This window comes from Nostocoides sp. (genome assembly GCF_035343835.1).
In the GTDB taxonomy this organism is placed as follows: Bacteria; Actinomycetota; Actinomycetes; order Actinomycetales; family Dermatophilaceae; genus Nostocoides_A; species Nostocoides_A vanveenii.
Map to the genome: position 1 here is coordinate 1 of NZ_DAOQZV010000225.1, position 5077 is coordinate 5077.

Below are 5077 nucleotides of genomic sequence, written 5' to 3' on the forward strand. Positions count from 1 at the left end.
ACCGGAGCTTCGGGATGCCCAACTCGATGTCACCGGCCTGGGTGGCGAGGAGGCAGCCGGCGGCGAGGGCGTCGCCAGCGAAGCGCCGGCGAGCCCGGCGGGAGGTGCGGCGACAGCGGGGGGTGAGCGAACGGCATACGGGCACGATGTGGGGGAGGTGCCGATTGCGCGGATCCCGGCGATGCGGGTGTGGGCGGCGACGCTGCTCAGTTTCAACGCCGCCTTCCTGGTGCTCGCGATCCCTGCCCTGGTCGTCGCCCTCGTGACCGGATCGCTTCTCGTGCTGCCGTGGCTCGGGCCGATGGTGCTCGGCGCTCTCGGACAGCAAGTGGGCCGCTTTTCGACGTGGATGAACTTTCGCGTCGACGCCTCGGGCAGCGCGATCCGGATCCGGCACGGTCTGACCGAGTTGCGCACGACGACCGTGCCGCTGCACCGCATCCAGGCGGTCGAGATCAGTCAGCCGGCCCTGTGGCGTGCCGTCGATTGGTGGCGGATCGAGGTGAATGTGGCCGGTGTGCACCGCGACCCGGACGAGAAGGGCGACAACGCCCTGATCCCCGTGGGCACGCGGGCCGAGGCCCTGGCGATCCTGGCGGCGATGGGACCGCGCTGGTCGCTGCCGGAGGTGATCGAGGGCATGGACGCGCCTGGCCCGTCGCCGAGCTTCGTGGGGATTCCGCCGAACGCCCGAGTGCTGGATCCGTTGTCCTGGAAGCGAATCGGGTATGCCGTGACTTCGGCGGCGCTGGTCAGCCGGGGCGGCTGGTTGGGCCGTCGCGTCCAACTGGTCCCGCACGCCCGCGTGCAATCCCTGACGCTGGATCAGGGCCCGCTCGAACGCCGGCTCGGCCTGGCCAATGTCAAGCTGCACTCGACGACCGGGCCGGTCGACCCGGTGGTGCGCCACCTCGCGCTGGCCGAGGCCACGAGATTGCTCAATGCGGAGGCTGTCCGCGCGGCAGGGGCCCGTGCTGTGGAGTCCGGGGGTGCCGGAAATCCGCCCGCGGCAACTGCGCCCCTGCCCTGTCCGGGTGCACTATCTTCGCTTGGCAAGGGACCGGCGCAAGCCGGTTCGCAAGGCGCATGGACGGAGTAACGGCGTGAACAGCCCTGCGGTCGGGGGGGCCGGCACATTTCCCAAACTGGGACTTGCCCCCGGGCAGATCGTCCAGGAGTTCGGCTACGACGACGACGTTGATGCGGACTTCCGCTTTGCCGTCGAAGACCTGGTCGGCGGCGAACTGGAGTATGACGACTTCAGCGGGGTCGTCGACGCCGTGCTGCTCTGGTGGCGCGACGGCGACGGCGATCTGGTCGATGCCCTCGTGGACTCGCTGACCAATCTCGCCGACGGCGCGTCGATCATCCTGCTGACGCCGCGCGCCGGCCGAGCGGGCGAGGTGGACGCCTCCGAGATCGACGAAGCCGCGGTGACCGCGGGCCTGCACGCGACCGGCACCGTGGCCGTCGCAGCGGACTGGTCGGCCAACCGTCTCGTCCCGCCGAAGTCGGCAAGGAAATAGTCTGACCGTATGCCTGCCCCTCTCACCGCCGGCGACCGCGCTCCCGGCTTCGCGCTTCCCAACCAGAACGGGCAGGATGTCGCGCTCGCGGACTTTGCGGGCTCCCAGAACGTCCTGCTGGTCTTCTACCCCTTCGCCTTCTCGGGGATCTGCGCCGGTGAGCTGAGCGAGATCCGTGACGACCTTGGACGCTTCGAGTCCGATGACGTGCAGGTGCTGTGCATCTCCTGCGACCCGGTCTACAGCCAGCGTGCGTGGGCCGATGCCCAGGGCTACTTCTTCCCGCTGCTGAGCGACTTCTGGCCGCACGGGGCGGTGAGCACGGCATACGGGATCTTCGACGCGGACCGAGGGATGGCGATTCGGGGCACCTTCCTGATCGACCGCGATGGGGTGGTCCGCTGGACCCTGATCAATGGGCCCGGGCAGCGGCGCGACTTCGCCGGCTATCACGAGGCGCTCGCCGAGGCGTCCGCGACAGCGGTCAAGTCCTGACACAATGCCTCTGCGCCCCGCCCGCCGCGGTGCGCGAGGGCCTGTAGCTCAGTTGGTAGAGCGCCACGTTTACACCGTGGATGTCGTCGGTTCGAGCCCGGCCGGGCCCACGTGAGCACGACCTTGGCCGATGTCATCGCCGTTCTAGAGGGGCTCTACCCGCCGGCCACCGCGCAGTCGTGGGACCGAGTGGGTCTGGTCACCGGTGATCCGGGGAAACCCGTCGGGCGCATTCATTTGGCCGTGGACCCGACCACGGCCGTCATCGACGAGGCGCGCCGGCTCGGCGCCGATTTGCTGCTCACCCATCACCCCCTGCTGTTGCGCGGGGTGCACTCGGTCGCGACGACCACGGCCAAGGGCGCCGGGGTGACGGCGCTGATCGTTGCGGACATCGCCTTGTATGTCGCTCACACCAATGCCGATGTCGCCGCCGACGGCGTCAATGCGGCGCTCGCGGCCGCCTGCGGGCTCGGGTCCACGCAGCCGCTGTTGCTGGAGGAGGGGCAATGGATGGGCCGCGTCGGTGAGCTCGCCGAGTCGATGACGCTGGGGGAGTTCGCGCGGCGGCTCGCGGGCGCGCTGCCGCAGGCGCCGGTCGGGGTGCGCGTCAGCGGTCCGGCCGACGCCGCCGTGCGACGGATCGCGGTCGCCGGGGGCTCCGGTGACGGCTTCTTCGACGCTGTTCGTGCGAGCGGGGCCGATGTCTATGTCACCGCTGACCTGCGGCATCATCCGGCGCTGGAGGCGCGCGAAGACGCCCGTGACGGGGGGCCCTATCTCATCGACGCCGGCCATTGGGCCAGTGAGGCGACCTGGCTGCGCCCGGCGGCCGATGCCTTGATATCGCGGCTCGGTGATGCGGTCGAGGTGTTCGTGAGCGAGATCTGCACCGATCCGTGGAGCTTCGTCCTCGCGCCCTAGTCGGTGGGCCCGGGCCGTCTCGGCTCCGGGTAGGTTGGGGGCGACGCCGAAGGAGACGATGCCCACGTGAAGGCCGAACCCCGCGCTCAGTTGCGCCTGCTCGATCTGCAGAAGCTCGACTCGACGCTGCAACAGTTGGAGCGGCAGCGCACCCATCTGCCCGTCCTGGCGCGCCTGGCAGAACTCGCGCAGCAGCGATCGGCCGCGGGCGACTATCTGGTGCGTGCGCAGACCGCGCAAAGCGATGTCCAGCGGGAGTTGGCCAAGAGCGATGCCGATGTCCAGCTCGTGCGTGACCGCGCGGCACGAGACCAGGCGCGACTGGATGCCGGCACGGGCAGCGCGAAGGACCTGCAGGCCCTCCAGCACGAGTTGGTCTCGCTCGCTCGCCGCCAAGCTGACCTCGAGGAGATCGAGCTCGATGTGATGGAACGGGCCGAGCGCGCGGATGAGATCGTGGCCGAGGCCAGCGGTGCGGTCGCGGCCCTCGATGAGCAGATCGCGTCGGCGACAAGCGAGCGTGACCAAGCTCTTGCAGGGCTCAGTGCCCAGGTTTCCGAGGTGGGCGCTCCCCGGCAACAGTTGGTCGATGAATTGCCCGGCGACCTGTTGGGGCTCTACGAAAAGTTGCGCGCGGACAAGGGCGGTGTGGGCGCAGCGATGCTCCATGCCCGGCGGTGCCTGGGGTGCCAGTTGGAAGTGAATGCGGCCGACCTGACGGCGATCCGTGCGGCTGCGGCAGATGAGGTGTTGCGCTGCGAGGAGTGCCGCCGCATCCTCATCCGCACACCCGAGTCCGGCCTCTGACCGTGATGGGGCGTGCCCTGCGAGTGTCGGCGGCGCCGGCTCGCCGGGCATTCCCGAGTTGGCCCGACGGCACGGCCACACGGGTCTGCAGCAATCGCCCCTGACGCGTCCGCGCCAACCTCCCCGAGAGCCTCCAGGCTCGCGGTTATCGTGACTGCGTGATGCGGGCGGGGGAAGTTGAGCCACTGGGCACGGTGGCCAATGTCATCACCGTCGCCCGGACCCTCGCCGGTGTCGGCCTGGGGATAGCGGCGCTGGCCGCGGGCTCGTGGCATCTGCTCATCGCCGCGTATGCCTGCTACTGGATCGGCGATATCTGCGACGGGATCGCTGCCCGCCGGTTTGGTCAGGAAACGATCTTCGGGGCTGTTTTCGATGTCGTTTGCGATCGGGCCTGCACGACGGTGGCGGCAGCGGCATTTGTCGCCCTTGAGCCGCATGCTGCGTGGCCGATCGCGCTCTTCCTCATCCAGTTCTGCATGCTCGACACGATGTTGACACTGGCCTTCCTCTATTACCCGGGTGTGATCAGTCCCAACTATTTCGCCCGCGTCGATCGCCCGATCTATCAATGGAATTGGTCCCCGCTCGCGAAGGCCGCCAATACGTCCGTCGTTGTCCTGCTGTGTCTGGTCGGCGCGATAGTGCCCGCCCTCCTGTGGGCGGCCGCGATGACCGTCGTGAAGGTGATCTCGCTGCATCGTCTGTATGCGATTCGTCACGGCCGAGTCGAAGCGCGGCCGTCCTCGCCGCGTGCGTCCGCCCCATGATCACCACGCTTCTGGCGGCGATATCCCTCAGCGCAACGAATGCCGTTCCCGTGGCATTCGCCTATGGCATCGGTTCGGCGTTCATCCCGGTGCTCAATGCCGAGGTCTTCGTCGCGGCAGCGGTGGCGGCGATGCGGCACGCCTGGTGGTGGCCGGTCATCGCCCTGGCCCTGGGGCAGACCCTGGGCAAGTGTTTGATGTTCCTCGGGGCGCGGCGGGGCGCGATCTGGTTTCAGGGTCGCGAGCGGCGCCGCGAGGGGCCGGCGGAGCCTGGACCCTGGCGCACCCGGATCGCGCTGTGGAGCCGGCTGATGCTGGAGTTGTTGGACAGGCCTGTGCAGGGCTTTGCCGTGGTGCTCCTGGCCGCGAGTGTCGGCATCCCGCCGCTGGCGGTGGTCAGCGTAGTGGCAGGCACGCGCAAGTTGCCCTTCCCGATCTTCCTGCTCGCTTGCGCCATCGGACGTGTCGGCCGATTCATGACCATCGCCTGGCCGGTGGCTGCGGCCCTGACCTGATGGCGGACCGGCGAGGTTTCTCGCGGTAGCACGAGGGTGA

Annotated in this window: 7 protein-coding genes and 1 tRNA gene; all 8 read left to right on the plus strand. The window is 69.0% G+C overall.

What is annotated here, in order from left to right; all coding sequences use genetic code 11:
- Positions 1 to 1099 (plus strand): PH domain-containing protein (locus tag PKH97_RS13415; protein WP_324388022.1); only part of this gene is annotated, 1099 nt, incomplete at its 5' end.
- A 4-nt stretch (positions 1100 to 1103) separates the two neighbouring features.
- On the plus strand, positions 1104 to 1526 hold the full coding sequence (locus tag PKH97_RS13420) for a DUF3052 domain-containing protein (RefSeq protein WP_324388024.1): 423 nt from the start codon (positions 1104 to 1106) through the stop codon (positions 1524 to 1526).
- A gap of 9 nt (positions 1527 to 1535) precedes the next feature.
- The gene (locus PKH97_RS13425) at positions 1536 to 2021 is read left to right on the plus strand and encodes a peroxiredoxin (RefSeq protein ID WP_324388025.1); all 486 of its coding nucleotides are present in this window, start codon (positions 1536 to 1538) and stop codon (positions 2019 to 2021) included.
- 37 nt (positions 2022 to 2058) lie between these two features.
- Positions 2059 to 2131, plus strand: a tRNA-Val gene (locus tag PKH97_RS13430).
- A 1-nt stretch (position 2132) separates the two neighbouring features.
- Entirely contained in the window at positions 2133 to 2945 is an 813-nt protein-coding gene (locus PKH97_RS13435; protein WP_324388027.1) for a Nif3-like dinuclear metal center hexameric protein, read from the plus strand.
- A 66-nt stretch (positions 2946 to 3011) separates the two neighbouring features.
- Positions 3012 to 3752 (plus strand): C4-type zinc ribbon domain-containing protein, encoded by a 741-nt coding sequence (locus PKH97_RS13440; protein WP_324388028.1) that lies wholly within the window; start codon positions 3012 to 3014, stop codon positions 3750 to 3752.
- Positions 3753 to 3913: 161 nt separating this feature from the next.
- On the plus strand, positions 3914 to 4522 hold the full coding sequence (locus tag PKH97_RS13445; RefSeq protein ID WP_324388030.1) for a CDP-alcohol phosphatidyltransferase family protein: 609 nt from the start codon (positions 3914 to 3916) through the stop codon (positions 4520 to 4522).
- The gene (locus PKH97_RS13450; RefSeq protein ID WP_324388029.1) at positions 4519 to 5037 is read left to right on the plus strand and encodes a hypothetical protein; all 519 of its coding nucleotides are present in this window, start codon (positions 4519 to 4521) and stop codon (positions 5035 to 5037) included. Before PKH97_RS13445 ends, PKH97_RS13450 begins: the two co-directional genes overlap by 4 nt.
- Positions 5038 to 5077 lie beyond the last annotated feature (40 nt).

Coding starts and splice junctions, on each gene's coding strand:
- PKH97_RS13450 (WP_324388029.1), top strand. CDS start 4,519: ATGATCACCACGCTTCTGGCGGCGATATCCCTCAGCGCAACGAATGCC.
- PKH97_RS13445 (WP_324388030.1), top strand. CDS start 3,914: ATGCGGGCGGGGGAAGTTGAGCCACTGGGCACGGTGGCCAATGTCATC.
- PKH97_RS13425 (WP_324388025.1), top strand. CDS start 1,536: ATGCCTGCCCCTCTCACCGCCGGCGACCGCGCTCCCGGCTTCGCGCTT.